This window comes from Cellvibrio chitinivorans, assembly GCF_035117775.1.
GTDB classification, from domain to species: Bacteria; Pseudomonadota; Gammaproteobacteria; order Pseudomonadales; family Cellvibrionaceae; genus Cellvibrio; species Cellvibrio chitinivorans.
The window spans coordinates 296-23,521 of the sequence record NZ_JAYKKN010000012.1 but is presented as its reverse complement, the minus strand read 5'-3'; the positions used below and the strand labels follow the sequence as shown (position 1 = coordinate 23,521).

The window sequence follows — 23,226 nt, the reverse complement described above, 5'->3', positions numbered from 1 at the left end:
TTACCAAAGTTTCAATTGCAGCCAGTGCCACAAATCGTGAAACCAAATCCATCCCAACGCTCGCTTACCTGCCGACAATTTTCCACTTCCAGTCATACCGGGGCGTAGTACATCCAACTCGCGCTGCAGCTCACACTCCACACGAAAATAATTGCGCCCCTCGCGCACTTCACTGATCGGTGTAATAGTTTTGACGCGCAGCGCAAATATTTCACCGGGCAAGCTGGAGAATTTTACCTGCCCATCCTGATCAACTTTTACACTGGCAATATCGCGCTCATCCACATACAGCTGCACTAAATAACCAGTCGTCGCTGCGATTTCAAATAGCAGATCACCTTGTTTAACCGGCGCACCGCGAGTTTGGGAAATATCATCCGATACCACTACACCATCTATAGGTGCAATCAACTCTGTACGCTGCAATTGTTGATCGATTAATTGCAGCTGAATACTGGTCTGATCCATTTGCGCGCGCGCAATCGCTGCCTCAACCCGATTGGCATTAGCGAGCGCCGCATCCTGCGTTTGGCGATACTGCTGCACTTGACTGGCAAGTTTGCGCCGCTCCAAACGCAAGTCATCATCTTTTAAATTCGCAAGCAGCGCGCCTTTTTTCACGGTGTCACCCGGACGCACGCTGATTGCATCCAAATAACCTTCTTGCGGCGATACCACCCAATATTTTTCCGTCGTTTGCAAATTGGCATCAGCCGCGATGCGATATTCAAGCGGAATAAACAACGCGATAAACAACACCGCAAATGATGTTGCGATAAGTTTGGTGCGCCAGCCTTCGCGCCCAAACCAACGCTCTATACGTGCGAGCGAACGGCGTTTTACCCCTTGCCATACACCAGCAGTTGCCTGCTGGCGCAGTGCGAATATGGCTCCTGCAAAATGCAGCGACTGCTGTAAAAAATTGCGCTGCTCCTCTGATAAATGAGCTTGCTTATCCAGCTCGATAATTAGCACACCAAGAATCGCATTATTATTGCGCAGTAACAGGCTATGCACCGATTGCACTTGCTGCTGTTGCAACAAATGCTGATGGGCACGAGTAATTAATCCAGATAATGGCGACGCAGAATTTTCATCTGAATTAACAGTTACGTCAGATGGATAATCAATGGCTACGCCCTGATCTATCGCCTCTGCCATAGCCTCGCTCACAGCCTGCATTGACTGGGTGCGCCTATCGAAATTTGCGGAAAAAGAAACCGCTTCCAACAAGACATTATTCCCACGACGCAAGCCGAGGCTAACACGCGCAGCCGACAATGAAGTCGCCAACAAATTAACCAAGCTAATCGCCGCTTCCTGCAGGGAATATTCTTTCAACAAGCCAGCACTTAGCTGCAACACCTTGCTGGCAACAGGGTTAGCATCTGGCGAAGCCTCTGACTGCACTGTATCAACAGTTTGCGCAGATCCAACAGCTTGCACAGCTACAACAGATTGGCGCACCAGAAATTGCAGCCAGAATTGAGCGAGAGAGATATTTTTTAATACGGCAGGTAATTCTTTTTTATCCTTGAGCGATAAGTGCAATAGCAGCACTCCCCAAGGTTCATCTTCAATTTGTACGGGCTGCCCGAGAACTAAAAACCCCTCATCATCGGGCATTACATATAGCCGCTTTTTATCGACCACTTGTTTCAGTGCGAAACGCAAAGCAGCATCATTGACCGCAGTGTTAGACCATTTGGCGAGGACTGCCGGAGAGGCACCCGCAGGAGTTTGCACAAGCATGGCAGCATTAACACTACCTAGCATTTGGCATTGCATACTGAGCCAGAATTTAAGCGATGCAGTATAAGACGACATAAACGCTCTAATATGGTGCGTTATTCAACAACTCTCGTGCGATGTAGAGGCGGTGTGTATAACTAAATTTATGATTATTGTTACCTGACGCAGAGTAAACCAAGGTGGATTAATGCGCCAGCCCAATATGCTTGGGGAGTCGTGAATGAGACACAAGCAATGTCACACTACATGCGATAACAATGCCACATAAGCATATAAAATTTGTGACTTATTACTCTTATCCAACTCATAGCCAACCACAGCCTAAAAGGCAGCCAAGCCAGCCACAAAACAATCAGCTCGACCATTCAAATAGCCAAACCCAATATCACACATTGAGCCAGACAATTTTGCACGGCTATTGTGATTCGCCTATCATGCCCCCACATTGAGCAACACCCTTTTGCCATACCCTCTTCTTTTGCATCAATATCAAGGATCCCCTATGAGCGACGTACAACATCACCGTCTGATTATTCTCGGTTCCGGCCCTGCGGGTTATACCGCCGCGATCTACGCTGCGCGCGCCAACCTCAAGCCGGTTGTGATTACCGGCATGCAACAAGGTGGTCAGTTAACCACCACTACCGAAGTAGAAAACTGGCCAGGCGGTGTTCACGACCTGCAAGGCCCCGACCTGATGGTGCAGATGCAAGAACACGCCGAGCGTTTTGATACGCAAATCGTGTTCGATCACATTCATGAAACCGTATTGACCGAGCGCCCTTTTAAGCTTATCGGTTCAAATACTTACACCTGTGATGCGCTGATTATCTCTACCGGTGCCTCGGCTCAATATCTTGGCCTGCCATCTGAAGAAGCCTTCATGGGCAAAGGCGTAAGCGCCTGTGCAACTTGTGATGGTTTCTTCTATCGCGACCAAAAAGTTGCGGTGGTTGGCGGTGGTAACACTGCAGTTGAAGAAGCACTGTATTTGTCTAACATCGCAAGTGAAGTAACTTTGATTCACCGTCGCGACAAGTTGAAATCAGAGAAGATTTTGCAAGACAAGCTGATGGCAAAAGTCGCTAACGGCAATATCAAAGTAATCTGGAATCACCAACTGGACGAAGTTCTGGGTAACGAGTCCGGTGTAACCGGTTTGCGCTTGAAGAGCACTCAAGATGGCGCCACTCAAGAGATCGATGTTGCCGGTGTGTTTATCGCCATTGGCCACAAGCCAAACACCGATATTTTTGAAGGCCAGTTGGATATGCACAATGGCTACATCAAAGTGAAAAGCGGTTTGGAAGGCAATGCAACCCAAACCAGCATTGAAGGTGTATACGCAGCAGGCGATGTGGCCGACCACATTTATCGCCAAGCGATTACCTCTTCTGGCTCGGGCTGTATGGCAGCACTGGATGCTGAAAAATATCTCGACGATTTGAAATAATCGACGCTGTTTTTCGTAACTCGCTACTTTTCGTAATCGCTCCAAGTTTTAGAGTACAAAAAAAAGAGGAAAACCTTTGCGGGTTTTCCTCTTTTTTATTAACGCTGGATAACGACTATTGAGTTAGCGACCAGATGCGCGATCCAATTCCGTACGTAAATTTTTCAACCATTGATTAAATGCCAGACGTATCTGCATATTATTAGTCACGCGATTATTTTCTTCCCATACTCGCCCAAGATCACGCTGGTCAGTAATAATCGCCAAAGGTTTACCCGAGAGCGAATCGTAAAGCGTAATTTCCAAGGTCATAGTTCCCATGCCTTCGCTATAGACTTTCATTCGAGTTGGACGCCCTTGGGAATCATCTTTGCTGCCAAGCGGAGCAATTTCCAACACCTTGGCTGACACCGTCATCACATCCGGTCCTGCCTGCATTGCCGTGGCATAGGTACCATCAACAATCAGATTATTCATCAACGCCTCTATGTAACGCTCGGAATAGTAACGACGATCCTCATCATTTAATTCCCAAGGCGTATCCTGCGTAAAGTTATTGGACGACTGTTTGCGGATTTTTACATCCGACATATCCAACTGCTCAACAAACAATTTGCTGTACTGCGAAAACTGCGCACCCGGCGCGATAAACGTGCCATCGAAACGCGTATGCTCAACGACAGACAGACCTTCTTTATCAGCCTTTAACTGAGCGTTTTTCTCATGGGGCTTAGTCATCGAACACCCCACCACCAAGCTGGCAGAAAGCATCATCAAAAAACATTTTGATAGAGTTTGTTGTAACAGAGTGCTCATAACATTACCTATTTATATTCTAGTGAGGTACAGAGTTAACCGACCATAACAAAGCTACTGCCAACATGTAAATTAAGAGAATGTAATTTATTGAAACGCTCAACAGCCCCGTAAATGTAGGGCCTAACAAACATCATTTATTCTTTTTTCAAGTGCACTTCCGGCGTCATACTTTGATGCAGCACAGCAAGGATAATTATTTGATCTTGCTGGATACGGTAGTAAATCATATGACTCACATAAGGAAAGCTGTAAATGTGTTCTGCTGTAAAACGTAATGTCCCCATCAGAGGTGTTTCACTTAGCTGGCTCAACACACTACGCAACCCACTCAAATACTGTTTTTGCTGTTGAATTCCCCATGTTTTACGCGAGTAATTGGCGATAGCTTTTAAGTGTTCTACTGACTCATCCGTAAGAAGAAACTTTCCCATTATTTTTCCTCAACTCCATTGGTTTCTGGGGTTTCAATCAATCCAGTTAGAAAAGAATCGCCATCTCTCACTCTGCCCGCTTCAATATCGCTCAAACTGCGCTGGAGTGATTGTTGTAGCAACTCCATTTTGAGCGATTCAATCGCGGCATAGTCTTCTGCAGATAGCATCACTGCTACCGGTTTACCATTACGAGTAATCCCTACGGGGTTGCGTTGCACTTTGAGCAGCAAATCCCCAAACTGGGTTTTAGCCTGATTAGAAGTCAGGGTTTCCATTTGTACACCTCTCAATTGAAATAACCGAATCAATCAAATCGAACGATTCAGCCAATCATAAACCACTTTTTACTAGTTACCCAGCCCAAATCGTGCAGCCCAAAAACGACAAAGGAGGCCGAGGCCTCCTTTGTTTCAATCGTTTGATAATCAATCTATGACGATTAACCCACAAACACGCGTGCGTTGCGGAACAGACGCAACCAAGCACCATCATCTTTCCAGTCGTCCGGTTTCCATGAGTTGGTTACCGCGCGGAATACACGCTCGGGGTGCGGCATCATGATGGTGACGCGACCGTCTTTGCTGGCAACACTGGTGATACCCAGTGGTGAGCCATTAGGGTTAGCAGGATAGGTTTCAGTCGCTTGCAGATTGTTGTCGATAAAACGCATCGCAACCGTGCCACTTTCATTACAACGTTTAAGTGCGTCAGCATTGGCGAATTCGGCATAACCTTCACCGTGTGCAACCGCCACTGGCATATGCGAACCGGTCATGCCTTTAAATAGCACCGATGAAGAATCCTGCACTTGAACCAAGCTGAAGCGCGCTTCAAATTGCTCAGACAGGTTGCGCACAAAACGCGGCCAGTGATCGGCACCTGGGATCAAGTCCTTCAAGTTGGACATCATCTGGCAACCGTTACAAACACCTAAGCTGAAGGTGTCATTGCGATGGAAGAAACGCTCGAATTCGTCGCGCACTTTGTTATTGAACAAAATAGTTTTTGACCAGCCTTCGCCCGCGCCTAATACGTCACCGTAAGAGAAACCACCGCAAGCAACCAAGCCTTTGAATTGCTCCAGCGATACGCGACCGGACAGCAAATCGCTCATGTGGACATCTACTGCATTGAAACCAGCGCGATCAAATGCCGCTGCCATTTCTACATGACCGTTAACGCCTTGCTCACGCAGTACCGCGATAGATGGGCGCACGCCGGTGTTGATAAATGGGGCTGCAACATCGTCGTTTTGATCGTAGCTCAACTTCACACTCAAACCGGGGTTTGGTTTAGTGATCGCTGCAAATTCTTGCTCTGCACAGGCAGGATTATCGCGCAACGATTGAATGCGATAACTGGTTTCGCTCCACAACGCTTGCAATTGCGCATGTGGTTGATCGAATACCACTTTGCCATTTGCACTGATGCTCAATGAATCATTCGCGTTCAAGCCGCCAATGACATTCACTTTCAAACCAGCATCAATAAAACGTTTTTGCACCGCAGCAGATTGTGCACGAGTAACTTGCACCACTGCGCCAGCTTCTTCATTAAACAATGCGGCAAGAGAATCTTCACCCAAACCATCCAGATTGATGCTGACACCTGTATGACCAGCAAATGCCATCTCGGCAACAGTTGCAAACAGGCCGCCGTCAGAACGGTCGTGATAAGCCAGCAATTCATTAGCGGCAAGACTGGCCTGCATTGCATTGAAGAAATTTTTGAGTTGATCGGCTGAATCCAGATCCGCAGGCGTTTGGCCAAGCTGGTTGTAAACCTGCGCGAGGATAGAACCGCCCAAACGATTTTTTCCGTTACCCAAATCAACCAGAATTAAATCGGTATCGCCTTTGTCCGTGCGAAGTTGCGGAGTCAGAGTTTGACGCACATCCACCACAGGGGAGAAAGCAGAAATTACCAATGACAGCGGCGCAGTTACCGCCTTGCTTTCATCGCCGTCTTTCCACGCGGTGCGCATGGACATGGAGTCTTTTCCTACAGGAATAGTAATGCCAAGTGCTGGACACAACTCCATACCAACAGCTTCTACCGTGCGATAAAGTTTTTCTTCTTCACCTTTATGGCCAGCAGCACACATCCAGTTTGCCGACAGCTTTACATCGGACAATTTTGCGATACGGGTTGCCGCGATATTGGTAATCGCTTCGGCAATTGCCATACGACCAGACGCTGGTGCATCCAACAATGCAACTGGCGTGCGCTCACCCATACTCATGGCTTCGCCCGCGTAGGAGTCATAACTCACGGTAGTGACTGCAACATCAGCTACCGGAACTTGCCATGGACCAACCATTTGATCGCGCGCCACCATGCCAGTTACCGAACGGTCGCCGATGGTGATCAGGAAATTTTTGCTTGCTACTGCAGGATGCTTAAGAACACGCTCAGCGGCATCTTTTAATTCAATGCCAGCAGTGCTGAATTCAGATGTTTTTGCAGTGTGCTTTTCAGCAACGCGATGCATTTTTGGCGGCTTGCCAAACAATACTGACATCGGCAAATCAACCGGTTTTGCATCAAAGTGTTTGTCGTTCACGAGCAAATGTTTTTCGTCAGTTGCTTCACCGACTACCGCGTAAGCGGCGCGCTCACGCTGACAAATAGCTTCAAAGCGCGGCAAGTCTGCCGGTGCAATCGCCAACACATAACGCTCTTGCGATTCGTTACACCAAATCGCCAATGGGCTCATGCTCGGCTCGTCGTTAGGTACATTGCGCAATTCAAATTTGCCACCGGTGCCGCCGTCTTTTACCAATTCAGGGAAAGCGTTAGACAGACCGCCCGCGCCTACGTCGTGGATAAAGGCGATGGGGTTTTTATCGCCCAACTGCCAGCAGGCGTCGATCACTTCCTGACAGCGACGCTCCATTTCCGGGTTTTGACGCTGTACCGAGGCGAAATCCAGATCTTCTGAGGAAGAACCGGAGGTCATAGAAGAAGCAGCACCGCCGCCAAGGCCGATCAACATCGCCGGGCCACCTAATACGACAAGCTTGGTGCCGGCACCAAATGGCGGTTTTTCGATATGTTCAGTTTTGATATTGCCGTAACCGCCCGCCAACATAATTGGCTTGTGGTAACCACGACGCTCGCCGTCGAAGTTTTCTTCAAACGTACGGAAGTAACCGCAGATATTCGGGCGGCCAAATTCATTGTTAAACGCAGCGCCGCCGATGGGGCCTTCGATCATGATATCCAGCGCAGTTACGATACGGTTTGGCTTGCCGTACCCGCCTTTTCCAAGAGCGACTTCCCAAGGCTGTTCAAAACCAGGGATTTGCAGGTTGGATACGGTAAAACCGTTCAATCCAACTTTAGGTTTGGAGCCACGACCTACCGCACCTTCGTCACGAATCTCACCACCAGCGCCAGTACCGGCACCAGAGAAAGGAGAAATCGCAGTCGGGTGGTTATGAGTTTCCACCTTCATCAGCATATGGATTGGCTGTTGGGTGTATTCGTAAGCCTTGGTTTCAGGGTTCGGATAGAAGCGACCTGCTTCGTGGCCAGTCACTACAGCGGCGTTATCCGCATAGGCAGATAACACATCTTCACCGCCCAGCTCGTTGGTGTTTTTGATCATTTTGAACAGGCTGCGCTGCTGTTCTTCACCATCGATAGTCCATGAGGCATTGAAGATTTTGTGGCGGCAGTGTTCAGAGTTGGCTTGGGCAAACATCATCAACTCTACGTCAATGGGGTTGCGACCAAGATTGGTAAAGCTTTCGACCAGATAATCGATTTCATCTTCTGCCAAAGCCAAACCAAGAGACTTGTTGGCTTCTACTAAAGCAGCACGACCACCGCCAAGAACATCCACCGATGCTTGTGCCGCAGGCGCTTGGGATACAAACAACTGTTCAGCAGCATCAAGACTATCGAACACGGTTTCCACCATGCGGTCATGTAATAAAGAAGCAATAGCGGCGCGATCAGCAGTCGATGCGCCAGTCACGTAATAAGCAACACCACGTTCGATACGCTTTACGTTTTCCAGACCGGTATTTTTAGCAATATCGGTTGCTTTGGATGCCCAAGGCGAAATAGTGCCTAGGCGCGGAACAACCAGAAAGAGTTCGCCCTCATGGCTCACTTCGCCCTCAACTTTTGGGCCGTAAGTCAGCAGCTGCTGTAACACTTGCTGCTGCTCAGCATTTAATGGCGCAGCAACATTAGCGAAATGCACAAATTCGGAGCTAACACCGCTTACAGCAGGAACGCGCTGTTGCAGATTGGCCAGAAGTTTTTGTGTACGGAAACTGGAAAGAGCGGGAGCGCCACGCAGAATCAGCATAGTGGGAAGAGCCTCAGCATCGGGGGGACATGAAAAAAGGCCGCCATTGTACTGGATTTACCCATCCAGCTGAGAGTTTTTTCACACCTGACGCACTACCTCTTGCATCTATATATATGTACTTATATATCTCTTTATATAGACACCCAGCTCAACCATCCAATCAATTAGCCAAATCGCCTTTTTAAGGCAGGAAAATTTAACCCCACCCATAGGCTCATCTAAGGCTTTATAGATCAATTCGTCCGTAAATTAACTAAGCAAATCATGAGCTTATAACTAAAAAGTCTCAAATCTGGCGCATTTTTGCGCAATTTTTTAACAAATATTTACGTTTTAACATCCCTTTTCGCCCTTCTTTGGCGCGACCGCAGAAGAAAATGGCACATTTTTTAGCATTTTTTTAACCGTTTATCGGCTTTTTTAGAGCGATTAAAAATCATCGCAACCCTTACACTACGGGGGGATCAGGCAAAAACGATTAAATTTCAATCAATTGGCTAGCCTATGCGTGATCAAAAAACAAGCTAGGCGCCCCTATTGCCCAACTATAAAATGGCGGCGTATTTGCACGGGTCAATAATGGATTGGATTCGGCATGAATGCGCACACACGAAGAGAACAGCCTTTCGGGCGTTGCAGTTCAGCAACCGGAGTAACCCCTTTATGGAAATTCGCAAACCATCAGTGTTAGTGATTAAGTCCATCCTAACGAGCCTTATGCTAGGCGCGTTACTAATTGCCAGCAGTATATTGCTGGTGCGCAGCACTCCTCTAACACAGTTGGAGCAAGTGCTGGAAACAGGCGAATTGCGCGTTTTATCAAGCAATGGTCCTACTACTTACTACGAAGGCTCAGATGGCCTGACGGGTTTTGAATATAGCCTTGTAAAAGGCTTTGCGGATTCGCTCGGCCTGAAATTGGTCATTGAAGATGAGCTGGACACCACCAAAATGCTCAACAGCGTTGCCGCTCGCAATGTCGATTTTGCTGCAGCAGGTTTGACCTCATTGGAAAACCGCAATGATCAGGTGATTTTTGCTACGCCGTTTATGCAGATTACTCAGCAGCTGATCTACAACAGCCGCGTGCCGCAACCTGCGAGCATTGCAGATCTGCGCAATAAAGAAGTATTGGTAATCGATAATACTTCGCACGCCGAGCGCTTTAAAGCACTGCAAGCCCAGTTCCCCGAACTGCATTGGCGCGCTGTTGTAAACGCCGAGATGATCGATCTGCTCGATATGGTTCATAAAGGTGAGGCGGATTACGCCGTTATCGACTCCAGTGCTTATGAGCTGAATCGCTACTCCTACACCAAAGCCCGCCTCGCTTTTGATGTCAGCGATCCGCAGCAATTGGCTTGGGCGTTTCCAGCGCAGCGCGACACAACGCTATTTGATGCAGCACAAAAATATCTGGGCAGCATCAAATCCGATGGCAGTCTCACCAAGGTAACTGAAGAGTTTTTTGATCGTCACATAGAAGAAGTCACCACCGGTGAAGCTATGGTGTTTACCTATCGCCTTGAGCAGCGCCTACCGCAATGGCTCGACGATATGAAAGCTGCAGCGGATGAGTTTGGTTTGGACTGGCAACTGCTAGCGGCAATCAGCTATCAGGAATCTCACTGGAAAGCCGATGCCCGCTCGCACACAGGCGTACGCGGCTTGATGATGCTTACACTCAATACCGCCAAAGCCATGGGCATCAAAAACCGTGAAGACCCCCAGCAAAGCATTTATGGCGGCGCCAAATACCTGAACTTGCTGCTAAAACGCCTGCCCAAGCGCATCAAAGGTGAAGATCGCTTAAGCATGGCTTTGGCCGCTTACAACCAAGGTCTTGGCCACCTTGAAGATGCGCGAGTGTTAACCGAGCGCATGGGCGGCGATCCTTGTAAATGGGAAGATGTACGCAAATACATGCCATTACTGGCCAAGCAACAGTATTACAGCCGCGCCAAACACGGTTATATGCGCGGCTGGGAGCCAGTCGGCTTTGTCGATAACGTGCGCAACTATCACAAGATCATCGCTTGGCATCAGCAGCAAGAAGAGTTCCGCTTAGCCACGACCAACTCGGGCAGCCGCCTCTCAGCCAATATGCGCCAAGCAGCAGAAGAACGCGAAGCCAACGCAGCCAATAGCAAAGAAGCAGCTCCAGCTGTCTCGGTACTCTAAGCCTCTTTACACTCCACCCACTAACTGCCGCCTTTGCGGCAATTTTTGTTTTACAGCGCCACAATTGAGCCCACCTAAGCGCCACCAAGATCAGGACATTAAGCATTCATAGGAGTAGAATGCGCGCCAGTAAATAGCAGCCGATTTGTGATACTCCATGATTCCACGTATTGATCAAACCTCTCCCGTCCAAGCCCTGTATTTGAATTTCATCAACGCATTGCGTGAGCGCGGCTTTGGTGGCGATTTAAACCCTGACTATGCCAACCGCACGGTACTGGCGACGGATAACTCCATCTACCAAGTTCTGCCACAAGGCGTGCTCTACCCTCGCACCACTGCCGATTTGGTGATGATTGCCAAACTCAGCCAGGAAACCAAATATCAATCGGTAGTATTAAGCCCGCGCGGTGGCGGCACAGGCACCAATGGCCAATCGCTCACCGATGGTTTGGTGGTGGATACATCCAAATACATGAATCAGATTTTGGAGATCAATACCGAAGAGCGCTGGGTGCGCGTGCAATGCGGCGTGGTCAAAGATCAGCTCAATGCAGCGATCAAACCCCATGGATTATTTTTTGCGCCGGAACTATCTACCAGTAACCGCGCCACTATCGGTGGCATGATCAATACCGATGCCTCCGGCCAAGGTTCTTGCCGCTACGGTAAAACCCGCGATCATGTTCTGGAATTAAAAACCGTTCTGCTCGATGGCACAGAGTGGACGTCAAAAGCGATCGACGAGACCGAACTGGAAGAACTTTGGAAGCGCGAAGACCGTGTGGGCGATGTACACCGCATCATCGATGCGATTCAACGTGAGCATCACGCACTCATCGATGCCAAATTCCCCAAATTAAATCGCTGCCTTACCGGTTACGATCTCGCGCACATCCGCGATGAACAAGGTCGCTTTAACCTCAACAATATTTTGTGCGGCAGTGAAGGTACGCTCGGTTTTATCACCGAAGCTAAAATCAATTTATTGCCCATTCCCAAATTCAGCGCACTGATCAACGTCAACTATCGCGACTTCAACGTCGCCCTGCGCGATGCCACTCAATTGATGAAAGCAGAACCTACTTCAATTGAAACCGTCGATTCAAAAGTTTTGAATTTGGCGATGAACGATATTGTCTGGCATAGCGTTTCTGATTTTTTCCCGGCACCTGAAAGCGGCGAAAAAATTCAAGGTATTAACTTGGTTGAATACACAGCCAACACCGAAGATGAATTGAAAGCTGATGTAAAAAAATTAACCGCCCTGCTCGATCAAGCAACACAAGATTCCAGCACTGGGCGCATCAGCTATTCGGTCGCATGGGGCAACGATGCCGTCAATAAAATTTGGGGCATGCGCAAAAAAGCAGTAGGCCTACTTGGTAATGTCCAAGGCGAAATCCGCCCGGTTCCGTTTGTAGAAGACACAGCAGTACCGCCAGAAAACCTCGCCGATTTTATCGCCGAATTTCGAGCAGTGCTCGATGAATACAAACTCACCTACGGCATGTTCGGCCATGTTGATGCCGGTGTATTACACGTGCGTCCAGCGCTGGACATGAAAGATCCCGCACAAGAAAAAATGGTGCGCATCATTACCGATCGCGTGGTCGCCCTGACCCAAAAATACAACGGTTTATTGTGGGGCGAACACGGCAAAGGGGTGCGCTCGGAATATGCTCCGGCATTTTTTGGCGAGTTGTATCCACAAATCCAACGCATCAAAGCGGCCTTTGATCCACGCAATCAATTAAACCCGGGGAAAATCGCCACTCCCGCAGCTGACTTGCATCTTTTAAAAATCGATGAAGTAGCAACACGCGGGCAAGTGGATAGAAAAATCCCGGTGCAAGTATGGGAAGGATACAGCGAAGGCATGCACTGTAACGGCAACGGCTTGTGCTACAGCTGGAACCCGAACGATGCCATGTGCCCCAGCTGGAAAGGTACACGCGAGCGCAAACACTCCCCTAAAGGCCGTGCGTCACTTATGCGCGAATGGCTCAAACAAATGAGCGAGCGCGGCATCAATGCCGTGGAAGAAAGTAAAAAACTCAAACGCGCCAGTTTTATTTTTAATTTGCCGACACGTGCGATGAATAGCCTAAGCAAACGCAAAGGCGATTACGACTTCTCACATGAAGTTCATGAATCCATGATGGGTTGCCTTGCGTGTAAATCCTGTGTTGGCCAGTGCCCGATCAAAGTAGATGTACCTGAATTCCGCGCTAAATTTTTAGAGCTTTACTACAGCCGCTACCTGCGTCCGCTCAAAGATTATTTTATCGGCGGCTTGGAATTTATGATTCCAACTCTCGCTAAAATGCCTTGGGCTTACAACATCATGATGAAGCCCAAATTCATGCAGACGTTTATGGCGCGCTTTATCGGCATGGTAGATAGCCCTTTGCTCACGGGCATTAATCTGCACAAAGCTGCTGAAAATTTGGGCGTCAATTACGCAACCCTGGAAAACATCGCGCAGTTTAGCGCTGCTGAAAAAAACAAAGCCGTTATTTTGGTGCAAGATGCTTTCACCAGTTATTTTGAAACGCCACTGGTGATAGACACACTCACCCTGCTCAAAAAACTCGGATTTGTTCCACTGCTCGCACCCTTCAAGCCGAATGGAAAACCACTGCAAGTGCACGGTTTTTTGAAGGCTTTTGCCAAAGCTGCCGACGTTAATGCAACCCAACTCAATGGCCTCGCATCATCTGGCATTCCTTTAATTGGTATTGAGCCAGCGATGACGTTGGCGTATCGCGCTGAATACAAAAAAATATTGGGCGACAATGCACCCAAGGTGCAACTGATTCAAGAATGGCTAGCAACGCAGAGCAGTCAACTCGACGAAAAATCACGCGAATTCAAACGTGCCAATTTTTCACTGCTCGCACACTGCACTGAAAAAACCAATGCGGTTAGTTCCGTTAAAGATTGGCAACAAATCTTTAACAAGCTTGGCCAGCAACTCAAAGTAATCGAAACCGGTTGCTGCGGCATGGCAGGTACCTATGGCCATGAGACAAGCAATCTGGAAACCTCGAAAAAAATCTATGCACTTTCCTGGTCACAGGTCGTAAATAATCCTGCCAACGCAGGAAAACTCACAGCAACAGGCTATTCCTGCCGCAGCCAGGTTAAACGCATAGATAACGAAAAACTGCCGCACCCGGTACAGATTTTATTGCAACAATCCCTGTAATTTTTGATCAACACGACCTTCACTGACTGACGAGCCACGACTATGAAACTTTTACGCAAACTGTTTGGTGCCAAACCCTCTGCTTTAAAAACAAAAATTGAGCCTATCAAAGCCGCACCTATTCCGGTTGCAGAACCCAAGGCGCCAAAGCCAGTAATAACGCTGGATGTAGTTGAGCAAACAAACGATGAAAGCGAACTGCTCAAACTGGCAAGTGAAGGTGCGACCAGTCAACTGCGCCAAGCTGCTGCCGAGAAAATTCATAATCGTGATTCACTTGAACAACTGGCTAAGATCGTTAAAACCAAAGACAAAAACGTATTCAAAATCGTAAAAGCCAAACTGGATGTCTTCAAAGCCGAAGATGCAAAAATTGCAGAATTGGAAGCCAACGCAGAACGTATTTGCGAAAAAATAGAACGCCACGCCAACTTTGAGGCCGATGCTTTATTCAAAGCAAAACTAGGAGTTTTACAAACTGAATGGGAAAGCCTTGGGCAAGTATCAATCATCGCCCAATCCCGCTACCAAACCGCACTTGCCGCCTGCGAAGCCAAGATTCAAGCGCAAGCGCAAGCCATCGCCGATGAAGAAGAAAAACAAGCACTGGATTCTCAAGCGCTAGCACTGGCTGAAGATGCTTATACCAGCCTGAAAAAACTGGCCAATGATATTTATCGCGCAAGCCATATCGATGATTTGATCAATGCTAATTACGAATTAAAAATTCAGGAACTGAGCAACGCTGTGCGCTTGGCTGCCAATCGCCAATTGCCGCTGGATAAACTCACCAAAGAATTTGAGCATCGCAAACAGCAAACACTTAACTTGATCGATCAGATTAAAACTTCTGGCACGGTTCAGCAGCTAACCGAAAAACTCGAACAAGCTGAAGATTCTGACATCGTTAAAAACGCTCAACAAAAGTTACAACAGCTGATCAAATCAGCAAAAGACTTTGGCGATGAATTGCCAGAAACTCTCAGCACGGCCAAAGCAAAACTTGATGCTATCTGGGCTGAGCGCCACCAAACCGAACAAGCCGCAAAAAACGCATTGCGCGATTTCAGCGAGCTAGCGCGCAAAGGCTTATGGGCAGCAGAACAAGGTTTTGTTCGTAAAGCGCGCGCCATTCAGAAAGAGCTGCAAGAAAAACGTGCACAATTGGCTGAGCAGGCATTGGATTTACCTAAGAGCGTCCAAGGTAAAATCGATGATTTTGAAGCACAGCTAGTTAAATTGGGCGATTGGCATGAATTTGCCGTTACCCCGAAAAAAGAAGCGCTGATCACGCAGATGCAAGCGCTGACCAACAGCGATATGAACCCTGAAGCGCTCGCAACCAAGGTGCATGAACTACAAGACAGCTGGAAAGAAGTTAGCAAAGGCGTGCAGCAACAGGATGACGAACTCTGGCAGCAATTCCAGCAAGCCTCTGCAGTTGCTTACGCCCCCTGTAAAGAATTCTTTGAAGTCCAAGCAGCAGAGCGCGATAACAATCTGAACAAACGCCGTGAACTGGTCAGCCAATTGCAACAGTATTTGAATGGCTATGACTTCACCAATGCAGTCTGGAAAGACGTTGAGCAAACACTGAAAACCGCGCGCGCCGAATGGCAAACTTATTGGCCTGTACCACGCAAAGCAGGCAATGATTTGCAAAAAGAGTTCGAAGCATTAATGGAACAGCTGTTTAGCAAAATCACCGGCGAATACGAAAGCAACAAAGCCGCAAAAGCCAATTTAATCGAGCAGGCTCAAGCCTTTGTTGGCGCTAGCGATACTCGCGCTGCTGCAGACGGCATCAAACAATTGCAAGCACAATGGAAAACCATTGGCAAAAGCTGGCACAAAGAAGACCAACAGCTGTGGCAGGAATTCCGTAGCCATTGCGATGCGGTTTTTGCACAGCGCAACCAAATTTTTGAAGCCGCCAAAGAACAGCGTCAAGCAGTCATTACGCAAGCTGAACATTTACTTACCCAGCTCAATCAATATGCTGCGCAGACACTTGAACAGCTAAATGCTGCAAAATCCGACATAGATGCACTTCAAGCCAAATTTGCTGCTCTGGAATTACCCAAAGAGTCGGCAAAAGCACTGCAACATAAGTTTAACGCCAGCATTGCGGCCATAGCAGCCACACGCGACAGTGCTCGCAATCAAGCAGAAACGCAGAGTTGGACAGATTTATTTGCTGCACTCAATGCAATGCGTGAATACGAATTAGCAGTAATTGCTCAAACAGATAAGGAAGCGTTAAACACTCAAAAATCACAATTAGAAGCACTCATCAATAGTGTTTCGCGCTGGCCTAGCGGTAGCTTAAATGCGGTTCAGCAACGTTTGGCTAAAGCCGATAACATCACCAGTGAGATCCAGCAAACTAATATCGATGCATTAAAAACTCTGACTATTCGCGCTGAAATTTTGGCAGGACAAGAAAGCCCTGCAGAAGACAAGCAGGCGCGTATGGCGTATCAGGTACAACAGATGCAACAGGCTTTTGGCCAACGCGATAGTCAATTCGAGCCATTGATACAAGAGTGGATTGCATTGGGCGGCATTCCTACCGCAACTTACGATGCTTTGTTAGCGCGTTTTAATAAAAGCCGTTCGCTAGCATAAAAACTGTAGTTTGATCGACCAACAACACTCAACCTTCTTTATCATCAGCGAGCCGGCTTATACCCGGCTCGTTTTTTATTGTGCATAAAAAAAGCAGCCACTGATTCAGTGACTGCCAAGAAGGAGAGGTCAAACAACTAAACAAAAACACTCTTTTGCAAACCACTGCCCGCCTAACGAGCCATTACAAAAGCGTATATCAACACAATCAAACACATAAAAAACTGGCGGAACACTTCCGCCAGAAGAAGGTCAAACACAACCCCTGCTCACTACCCTGTCGATAGTGCAGTGAACATTGAGCAAATCCTACGCCTTGCATACTAGTCGGTCAAGCTTTTTGTCAAAATGACTTTATGATTCAAAAAAACCAATTCCACTACTGGATAAGTTTTTACTAATAATGTTTTTTGGCAGATAATTAACCAATTGAATACTTTCAGGAGATACAGAGTGGCCAAACAGCCTTTGATTAGCATGCGCCCCGAATCCAAAGGGTTATCGTATGACCGCCCGGCAGCCAGCCAAATATTCGGTTTTATCCGCGATGCGATTATCAGCATGGAGCTGCTGCCTGGCCAAATGATCTCCGAGACTGCATTGGCGCAGCAATTTGGTGTAAGCCGCACACCGGTGCGTGAAGCGCTGATTCAATTATCCAATATTGGTTTTGTTGAGGTTTTACCCCAGCGCGGAACCTATGTTTCCAAATTCAGCATGGAAAAAATCCTCGAAGCACGCTTTATTCGCGAGGCTCTGGAGGTTGCAGTAGTCTCCCAATTGGCGACAAATGAAGACGAAAGTGTTCGCTTGGATGCAGTAGACGCCTGTGAAAAAATTATCGCAGACCAAAAAACAGCCGCTGCCGATGACGATGCCCTCGCCTTTCAAAGCCTTGATGACAGCTTTCATCAAACTCTGGCGAGTTATACTCAGTACCCACGTGTCGCCATGTTTATTGAGGCTGAAAAAGCCCATATGGATCGCGTGCGTAATCTGAGCCTGCATGTCAGTGGCCAATACAAGCGCATCCTTAATCAGCATGCTGCCATTACCAAGGCAATTAAGGCTGGCTCTGCTGAAAAATCTGCAGCCGCGATGAGTGTTCATCTGAAAGATGTCTACACCATTTTGGAATTGATTCCGCAAGAACACCCTGAATACTTTATCTGATTACTCAAAGTCCACTACGACGGATACACCTCAAAAATATCAGTGCGTTTTACTTATCACTGACTATACTCCAAGGCATGCTGACACTACCCATATGCGCTCATGCCTTATAACACCACCCGATTTTCCTTTTTGATCTCTCCGGCAGAACCTCATCATGTTTCTGCTTAAATTTTTCTATCGCTATACATTTTTTCTCCACTTCAACAGCAAATTTTTGTTGCCGTATAAATGGTTGCTTTTGTTATTAAGCACCTCCTTACTTGTCAGCGCCGACATCAACCCACAAAAATTGCAAAGCACCATGTCTGCACGTTATGGAAATGACGGTGTAGCATTACTCAGTGCTTGGCAGCGCATGCTGGAAAACGCGAATTCATTGACAAATGAAGAAAAACTGGCGCAGGTGAATCAGTTTTTTAATCGCAATATTCGCTATACCGAAGACAGTATCTTATGGAAAAAAAGTGATTACTGGGCGACGCCATTAGAAACCATGGGGATGCGCGCGGGAGATTGCGAAGATTACACCATCGCCAAATATCTCAGCCTGCTTGAGCTTGGTGTACCCAATGAACAGCTACGCCTCATCTACGTTAAAGCGCAAATCGGCGGGCCGCAAAGTAGAGTTTCACAGGCACATATGGTGCTGGGTTATTACCCTACCCCTAATTCTATTCCGCTGATTCTTGATAGTTTGGTTAACTCTATCGACCCTGCCAATAAACGCAGTGATTTACACCCGGTTTTCAGTTTTAACAGTGCAGGCTTGTGGGTTGGTAATCAGGCGACCCAAGCAGACCCTACCGCACGCCTCTCACGTTGGCGCGATCTGTTGGCGCGCGTAAAAGAAGAAGGATTTTGATATGGGTGAACAAAATCAAACAGCATACAATTTCAAAAATGATGAAGTCTAAAGGCAATTACCATGTCACTAATTAAACAATTGTGGATTGGCATTATCGCGCTGCTACTACTGGTACTCAGCGGTAATTTTGTGATCAGTACCATCACTGCTAAAACCTATTTGCAAGAACAACTGCGCCTAAAAAATATCGACAACGCCAATTCACTTGCGCTATCGATTTCACAAATGCCGGACAAAGATCCCGTTACGCTAGAGCTGCTCATTAATGCACAATTTGATGCAGGCCATTACGAATACATTATTTTTCAGGATGCAGACCAAAAACCTATAGTTGCGCGTTACTTTGAAGCGAGCAATTCAGACATCGATCAAATACCCGACTGGTTTGCAAAACAAATTAACTTTGACGTCGAGCCCGGTATTGCGCAGGTACAAGATGGTTGGCAACAAGCGGGCACACTGGTCATAAAAAGTCATTCACGCTATGCACTGGAAGCGCTCTGGCACAGCACGCGCGACTTATTGGAATGGTTTGTTATTGCCACACTGTTAAGCGGTGTTATTGGCAGTTTGATTTTAAAATATATTTCACGTCCATTGGATTTGGTTGTCACCCAAGCTGAAGCTATAGGCGAGCGTCGTTTTATTACCTCGGAAGAACCTAAAACCAAAGAATTCCAGCGTTTGGTACGCGCGATGAATACTCTCTCCCAGGGAGTAAAACAAATGCTCGACAAAGAAGCGCGGCAGTTGGAGGTTTTACGTCGAGAATCGCAAACCGACTCCCTCACAGGGTTGGCAAATCGCACGCACTTTTTAAATCTACTCGACGCACAATTAACCCGCGATGACACACAAGGCAATGGCATTATCGTCATTGCACGCATAATGAATCTGATCGAACTCAACAGCCAGCTGGGGCACCAGCAAGTTGATCAGCTATTGCGCTCGATAGCCGGTGTATTTAGCGATACACAAGATAAATACCCACACAGTTTTGCAGGGCGCTTAAACGGCAGTGATTTTACTTTGCTGGTTCCAACCGATACACCTATCTCAATTTTTAGCAATGATCTCGCGCAACAGTTAAGCACTCAACTTGCAGCAGGTGGCTTCGATAAAGCTGCACTACCGCTTGCTTTATGCAGTTTCAATAGTAGCGACAAACGCAATGAGCTTATGCACAAGCTCGATGGTGCACTTTCGCAGGCAGAATTAAAAGGTAATCGCGCAGTAGTTGTATTGGACAACAATCAAACTGAATATGCACAACACAATCTCAACGAATGGCGCACAGCCATTTCTGATTCCTTAACAGCACAGCGTATTGCATTGGCAAAATTTCCAGTACGAACCAACACTGGCGATTTACTTCATCATGAAGCCTCTGTGCGTTTGGAAGTTGATAATGAACTAAGACCAGCCGGTTACTTTATGCCTTGGGCTGCACGTTTGGGGCTAATGACCGAAGTCGATTTAACCGTACTTAAATTAGCTCTCGCACAAACGGCGCAATCACCCGCTCCGCTCGCAATCAATATTTCTGCTGCATCACTCTGTAGTATTAATTTCCGTGAACAAGCAATCTCACTCTTATTGAATGCTCCGCAACACGCAAAACATTTGTGGCTGGAATTCCCAGAGGTTTGTATGTTGCGCCATTTGGATGAATTACGCGCATTTACATCGCGCTTGCGCGGCACTGGCTGCCGAATTGGTTTGGAGCATGTAGGCTTGGAGTTCACCCAGTTTGGTAATTTGCAAGCGATGGGTTTACATTATTTGAAAATTGATAGTGCAATCATTCGCGATATTCACACTAACATTAGCAGCCAAACTTTTGTACAAAGTCTCAGCACACTTGGTCATTCGTTGGGAATCGATATGATCGCAGAAGGGGTGATTAGCGAAGAGGAGCGACAAGCGCTAATCAAAATTGGACTTGATGGTTTCACTGGCCCCTACATTGTGTAGGGGTTGGTGTTTAACAGATGAGTAAAATTTTATAAGTGCAAATTATCGCCATCATCCAACAACTGAATACCCTGACGCTTGCCACGCAATTCACGCCGCGCCAATAATTTATCCTGCGCAACTGAGGGCAAATCAGTAAAGCGAATAACACCCTGCTCTACCAACAAGCTGACCACATCCTCCATTACCCGTGCCATCGATTGGTCAGTTTGCTCCAATGCAAACTGTTCAGCAGATTTATCTCCTTTCAGAAACTGAACAAGTTCACTGGCATCATCAGCGATAAACTCTTTTATTTCGCCATCAGCTATTTTGCTCAGCGCGATAATGTCGCCATTTGAATTTCGTTTTACAAACATAAAATGTCCTCAATAAAAAATCCCGCTTAGAGAAGCGGGATTTTTTCTCACCGACTTTATCAGTCAGTAATTAAATTACCTGATGACTTCAACAGATTAATAATGTCTTGATCCGTACCCGTCAATTGAACTGATTTAAGCTCAATTTTTTGATCTGTCGCACTGGCATTGTAGCCAGAGTCATACCGACCATCACTACTAATGTGCACTGTTGTGGAGTTTTGAGCTGCATCATAAGTGAAATGTAAATAATCTGTGAGATTCGAACCATCCGCACCTTGCAACAGTTCCGATAGCTGTAAAACGTCGCCTTGCGTCTGGGAAAAATCCCGAATGATATCTGTTGAGGGCAAGCCAAATATAAGTTCATCATCGCCCAAATTCCACTTAAAGGTGTCAGCACCTAAGCCACCGGTTAGATCATCGCTTCCAGCACCACCGATAATTAAATCAGCACTACTGGTGCCAGTCAGAGTATCGTTTACAGAAGTACCATAAACTCCCGTTGCACCAAAGACCGAAATTGTCAGTGTTGCTTTATCACTACCACCTTGACCATCGGATACGGTGTAAGTGAAATAATCTTTTACGATTTGACCGGGATTCAACGTAGAAATATCGTCTGCCACATAGCTATAACTACCATCAGCGTTCAGTGTTAACTTGCCGTAAGTACCTTGCAAGGCAACACCTACTGCACCATCAGTTCCTGCACCTGTCTCAGTTCCAGTACGTATGGAAGCTACAGTTAAAGATCCACCATCCGTATCTGAATCATTCGCCAACACACCGCTAGTAGCACTAGCAGGGACAAGAATACTCATTCCCTCCTGGACAGTTGCCGCAGTGCGCCCAACGGTTAGCCAAGTGACGACATAATCGGAACCGGTTGTGGCGGTATCAAATCTAATTTGATCAAAAGCAATGGCGTTGCCAGAGCTATCTTTGATCTCAACGATTCCCTTACGGGTTGCATCAGCTTGAGTGAAATTTCCTCTACCGACCTCTACACCTTGCAGATAAGCAATCCACAAACCTATTTCAGATGTTGGAGTAAAGTCCAATTTGTCATAGCCAAAACTAGCGCTTGTTACTGGTGCGGCCAATGAGATGGTAATGTATTCGCCATTTTGAATTTCATCATCAAGCTCGATAGTACTGCCCGTTCCTGCAACACCAATCGCACCTGTCACACCATCGGCACTTGTCACGCCATTTACACCAGGTCTGAGTAAGGTTCCGCCAGTAGCTGTCATTGAACTGATGAATGAATTGTTCCAAGAATGATTTTGACCGTCACGAAGCCCGAAAGTATATGAGCTAGCCGAGGGGTCATCATTTGCTACTGGTGGCGCATCGTTGACTGCATTCACAGTGATGGTGGCGGTCGCAGGGGTTGCATCCACCAAGCCAAGATTGTCTTGCGCGGCGTAGGTGAAGCTGGTGGATCCGTTCCAGTTGGCGCCCGGCATAAAGTACACAGGGCCGCTGACCAGCGTGTCCACTGCCACTGGCGTGGTCATAGTCGCATCAGTGTACAAAGTGCCATTGGCCGGCAGGGTTTTGATAACAAAACCGGCCACAGTGCCATCAACATCCGACCCGGTAAGCACCACAGTGATCCGGGTATCTTCATCGCCAGTCGCAGTTATTGGATTAGTTTGCGGAGCATCATTTACCGGGGTCACCGCTATGTTAACCGTCACGATATTGCCACTTGTAGCCCCGTCATTCGCACGATAGGTAAAACTGTCGCTAGTAGTTTCACTACCATCATGGGTGTAGCTAAAAGTGCCGTTGGCATTGAGCGTCAAGGTGCCATGGGCTGGGCCGGTAATCAGAACAGCCGAAAGAATAGCGCTATCTACATCAGAGTCATTAACCAGCACACTGGTTGCACCACCAACCAAAACGGTTGCCGTTCCACCTTCAGTGACGGAGATGCTGTCTGCAACGCCAACCGGCGCATCGTTCACGGGCGTTACACCGATAGTCACGGTGCTGGTGGTAGTACCGCCGTTGCCATCGCTGATGGTGACAACAAAAGAGT

General features: G+C 47.4%; 14 protein-coding genes. 7 read left to right on the top strand and 7 right to left on the bottom strand.

Features of this window, described 5'->3' with window-relative positions; genetic code table 11:
- Positions 1–1,827, bottom strand: coding sequence for an efflux RND transporter periplasmic adaptor subunit (locus SPL68_RS17995; protein WP_323816559.1), 1,827 nt, complete (start codon positions 1,825–1,827; stop codon positions 1–3).
- A gap of 427 nt (positions 1,828–2,254) precedes the next feature.
- Between SPL68_RS17995 and trxB the strand changes: the two genes are divergently transcribed.
- The gene (trxB, locus tag SPL68_RS17990; protein ID WP_323816558.1) at positions 2,255–3,205 is read left to right on the top strand and encodes a thioredoxin-disulfide reductase; all 951 of its coding nucleotides are present in this window, start codon (positions 2,255–2,257) and stop codon (positions 3,203–3,205) included.
- Between the two features lie 123 nt (positions 3,206–3,328).
- On the opposite strand, the gene SPL68_RS17985 is transcribed toward trxB, so the two are convergent.
- From SPL68_RS17985 to purL, 4 genes are all read right to left on the bottom strand, one after another.
- On the bottom strand, positions 3,329–3,943 hold the full coding sequence (locus SPL68_RS17985; RefSeq protein ID WP_323816557.1) for a DUF3313 family protein: 615 nt from the start codon (positions 3,941–3,943) through the stop codon (positions 3,329–3,331).
- Positions 3,944–4,158: 215 nt separating this feature from the next.
- The gene (locus tag SPL68_RS17980; RefSeq protein WP_323816556.1) at positions 4,159–4,455 is read right to left on the bottom strand and encodes a type II toxin-antitoxin system RelE/ParE family toxin; all 297 of its coding nucleotides are present in this window, start codon (positions 4,453–4,455) and stop codon (positions 4,159–4,161) included.
- On the bottom strand, positions 4,455–4,733 hold the full coding sequence (locus SPL68_RS17975) for a type II toxin-antitoxin system Phd/YefM family antitoxin (protein ID WP_323816555.1): 279 nt from the start codon (positions 4,731–4,733) through the stop codon (positions 4,455–4,457). The genes SPL68_RS17980 and SPL68_RS17975 overlap by 1 nt, the downstream gene beginning before the upstream one ends.
- 164 nt (positions 4,734–4,897) lie before the next feature.
- Complete coding sequence (purL, locus tag SPL68_RS17970) at positions 4,898–8,779, bottom strand: phosphoribosylformylglycinamidine synthase (protein WP_323816554.1); 3,882 nt, start codon at positions 8,777–8,779, stop codon at positions 4,898–4,900.
- Between the two features lie 720 nt (positions 8,780–9,499).
- Between purL and mltF the strand changes: the two genes are divergently transcribed.
- The 6 genes from mltF (at position 9,500) to SPL68_RS17940 (ending at position 20,817) form a co-directional block, all read left to right on the top strand.
- Entirely contained in the window at positions 9,500–10,963 is a 1,464-nt protein-coding gene (mltF, locus tag SPL68_RS17965) for a membrane-bound lytic murein transglycosylase MltF (protein WP_323816553.1), read from the top strand.
- A 157-nt stretch (positions 10,964–11,120) separates the two neighbouring features.
- A complete protein-coding gene (gene ydiJ / locus SPL68_RS17960) occupies positions 11,121–14,174 on the top strand; it encodes a D-2-hydroxyglutarate dehydrogenase YdiJ (RefSeq protein WP_323816552.1) in 3,054 nt (1,017 codons plus the stop codon).
- A 42-nt stretch (positions 14,175–14,216) separates the two neighbouring features.
- The gene (locus tag SPL68_RS17955; RefSeq protein ID WP_323816551.1) at positions 14,217–16,802 is read left to right on the top strand and encodes a DUF349 domain-containing protein; all 2,586 of its coding nucleotides are present in this window, start codon (positions 14,217–14,219) and stop codon (positions 16,800–16,802) included.
- A 453-nt stretch (positions 16,803–17,255) separates the two neighbouring features.
- Positions 17,256–17,975 carry a GntR family transcriptional regulator gene (locus tag SPL68_RS17950; protein WP_323816550.1) on the top strand — a complete coding sequence of 240 codons (720 nt, stop codon included), beginning with the start codon at positions 17,256–17,258 and terminating at the stop codon, positions 17,973–17,975.
- A 157-nt stretch (positions 17,976–18,132) separates the two neighbouring features.
- Positions 18,133–18,840: a transglutaminase-like cysteine peptidase gene (locus SPL68_RS17945; RefSeq protein WP_323816549.1), complete on the top strand. Its 708-nt coding sequence runs from the start codon at positions 18,133–18,135 to the stop codon at positions 18,838–18,840.
- 63 nt (positions 18,841–18,903) lie between these two features.
- The gene (locus SPL68_RS17940) at positions 18,904–20,817 is read left to right on the top strand and encodes a bifunctional diguanylate cyclase/phosphodiesterase (protein ID WP_323816548.1); all 1,914 of its coding nucleotides are present in this window, start codon (positions 18,904–18,906) and stop codon (positions 20,815–20,817) included.
- Positions 20,818–20,846: 29 nt separating this feature from the next.
- On the opposite strand, the gene SPL68_RS17935 is transcribed toward SPL68_RS17940, so the two are convergent.
- Positions 20,847–21,176, bottom strand: coding sequence for a hypothetical protein (locus tag SPL68_RS17935; protein ID WP_323816547.1), 330 nt, complete (start codon positions 21,174–21,176; stop codon positions 20,847–20,849).
- 59 nt (positions 21,177–21,235) lie between these two features.
- On the bottom strand, positions 21,236–23,226 hold a 1,991-nt coding region (locus SPL68_RS17930; protein WP_323816546.1), incomplete at its 5' end, for a tandem-95 repeat protein.

Coding starts and splice junctions, on each gene's coding strand:
- SPL68_RS17995 (WP_323816559.1), bottom strand. CDS start 1,827: ATGTCGTCTTATACTGCATCGCTTAAATTCTGGCTCAGTATGCAATGC.
- trxB (WP_323816558.1), top strand. CDS start 2,255: ATGAGCGACGTACAACATCACCGTCTGATTATTCTCGGTTCCGGCCCT.
- SPL68_RS17985 (WP_323816557.1), bottom strand. CDS start 3,943: ATGACTAAGCCCCATGAGAAAAACGCTCAGTTAAAGGCTGATAAAGAA.
- SPL68_RS17980 (WP_323816556.1), bottom strand. CDS start 4,455: ATGGGAAAGTTTCTTCTTACGGATGAGTCAGTAGAACACTTAAAAGCT.
- SPL68_RS17975 (WP_323816555.1), bottom strand. CDS start 4,733: ATGGAAACCCTGACTTCTAATCAGGCTAAAACCCAGTTTGGGGATTTG.
- purL (WP_323816554.1), bottom strand. CDS start 8,779: ATGCTGATTCTGCGTGGCGCTCCCGCTCTTTCCAGTTTCCGTACACAA.
- mltF (WP_323816553.1), top strand. CDS start 9,500: ATGCTAGGCGCGTTACTAATTGCCAGCAGTATATTGCTGGTGCGCAGC.
- ydiJ (WP_323816552.1), top strand. CDS start 11,121: ATGATTCCACGTATTGATCAAACCTCTCCCGTCCAAGCCCTGTATTTG.
- SPL68_RS17955 (WP_323816551.1), top strand. CDS start 14,217: ATGAAACTTTTACGCAAACTGTTTGGTGCCAAACCCTCTGCTTTAAAA.
- SPL68_RS17945 (WP_323816549.1), top strand. CDS start 18,133: ATGTTTCTGCTTAAATTTTTCTATCGCTATACATTTTTTCTCCACTTC.
- SPL68_RS17940 (WP_323816548.1), top strand. CDS start 18,904: ATGTCACTAATTAAACAATTGTGGATTGGCATTATCGCGCTGCTACTA.
- SPL68_RS17935 (WP_323816547.1), bottom strand. CDS start 21,176: ATGTTTGTAAAACGAAATTCAAATGGCGACATTATCGCGCTGAGCAAA.